Consider the following 1,256-nt stretch of genomic DNA (forward strand, 5'->3'; position numbering starts at 1 on the left):
TGCCAGGGCAGGATGACCGTCGGCACCGCCCAGACCGGGAAACCCAGCGTCTCCAGTGCGAACACAGCGGCACGGTTGCCGACCGAGCCGCGCGCGACATGGCTGGAAATGACGATGACCGCACGCGGCGCGTCGGTTTGTTCGGCGCTCATTGTTGCTTGATTCCTAACTGCCCCGGATGACGTAAAGCACAAGCCAGACCATCAGGCCCAGCGCCAGCAGCAGGCCGAGTGTCCGGCCAATGCGGGTGCCCCAGACTTCGATCGGATCGGCACGATCGGCATCGGCCGCGGTGACGTGATCGTGCAGGCCTTTCGTGGCCCGCGCCACAAACGAGTTGCCGGCCGGATCCGTCTCGCGCGCAACGCGCTCGAGGATACGGCGCGATTCCTTGTCGCTGTCCTGGCGTTCCGCCATGATGATGTCCCGTTTCGATCGAACCTTATCGCGTTCGCACAGCCAATCACAGGGCCTTGCAATGGCATCCAGCGTGCCAGCCAAACGGCTGCCGGTCGGGCGGTTTTCTTGCGCGCCGATTGTGGTAATGCTTCGCATGCAACTTCTACCGAGGGACCCCATCATGTTTGCCCAGCGCCTTGCCTCACCGTCCATGTTCCGCACGCTGCCCGCCTTCCTGATGATGGCGATCGTGCTGCCGCTGCTGGCCGGCTGCGGTTACAACACCATTCCGACGGCGGAGGAAAACGCCAAGGCGGCATGGAGCGAGGTGCTGAACCAGTATCAGCGCCGCGCCGACCTCATCCCCAACCTGGTCGAGACGGTCAAGGGCTATGCCTCGCACGAAAAGGACACGCTCGACGCGGTGGTCGAAGCCCGCGCCAAGGCAACGCAGATCACAGTGACGCCGGAAACGCTGAAGGATCCCGAAGCCCTCAAGAAGTTCCAGGATGCCCAGGCAGGGTTGACCAGCGCGCTGTCGCGGCTGATCGCGGTGTCGGAGGCCTATCCAGACCTCAAGGCCAATCAGAATTTCCTGGCACTGCAGGCGCAGCTCGAAGGCACCGAGAACCGCATCGCGGTGGCACGGCGCGACTATATCCAGGCGGTGCGGGACTACAATCTGACGCTGAAGACGTTCCCGTCGGTGCTGTGGGCGACATTCTGGTTCCGCAGCAACGAGCCCTTCGCCAATTTCACCGTCGATGAAGACAAGATGCAGCCGCCGAAGGTCGATTTCGGCACCAAGCAGGGCGGGTGATCGTCGGAGCCAAACGTCGTGATCTTTCAGGCCGATG

The 1,256-nt window shown here is 63.1% G+C and carries 2 protein-coding genes and 1 pseudogene; 1 reads left to right on the forward strand and 2 read right to left on the reverse strand.

What is annotated here, in order from left to right; translation table 11 throughout:
- Both EN935_RS42525 and EN935_RS36475 read right to left on the reverse strand, forming a co-directional pair.
- Positions 1–152: pseudogene (locus tag EN935_RS42525) on the reverse strand (pyridoxal kinase); the annotation flags it as partial.
- A 13-nt stretch (positions 153–165) separates the two neighbouring features.
- Positions 166–417 carry a hypothetical protein gene (locus EN935_RS36475; RefSeq protein WP_109665384.1) on the reverse strand — a complete coding sequence of 84 codons (252 nt, stop codon included), beginning with the start codon at positions 415–417 and terminating at the stop codon, positions 166–168.
- Between the two features lie 163 nt (positions 418–580).
- Here EN935_RS36475 and EN935_RS36480 point away from each other — a divergent pair, with 163 nt between their 5' ends.
- Complete coding sequence (locus tag EN935_RS36480; protein WP_109664265.1) at positions 581–1,219, forward strand: LemA family protein; 639 nt, start codon at positions 581–583, stop codon at positions 1,217–1,219.
- Positions 1,220–1,256: the final 37 nt, after the last annotated feature.

Origin of the sequence: Mesorhizobium sp. M7D.F.Ca.US.004.03.1.1, assembly GCF_003998635.1 — a bacterium.
Classification (GTDB): Bacteria; Pseudomonadota; Alphaproteobacteria; order Rhizobiales; family Rhizobiaceae; genus Mesorhizobium; species Mesorhizobium loti.

Coding starts and splice junctions, on each gene's coding strand:
- EN935_RS36480 (WP_109664265.1), top strand. CDS start 581: ATGTTTGCCCAGCGCCTTGCCTCACCGTCCATGTTCCGCACGCTGCCC.
- EN935_RS36475 (WP_109665384.1), bottom strand. CDS start 417: ATGGCGGAACGCCAGGACAGCGACAAGGAATCGCGCCGTATCCTCGAG.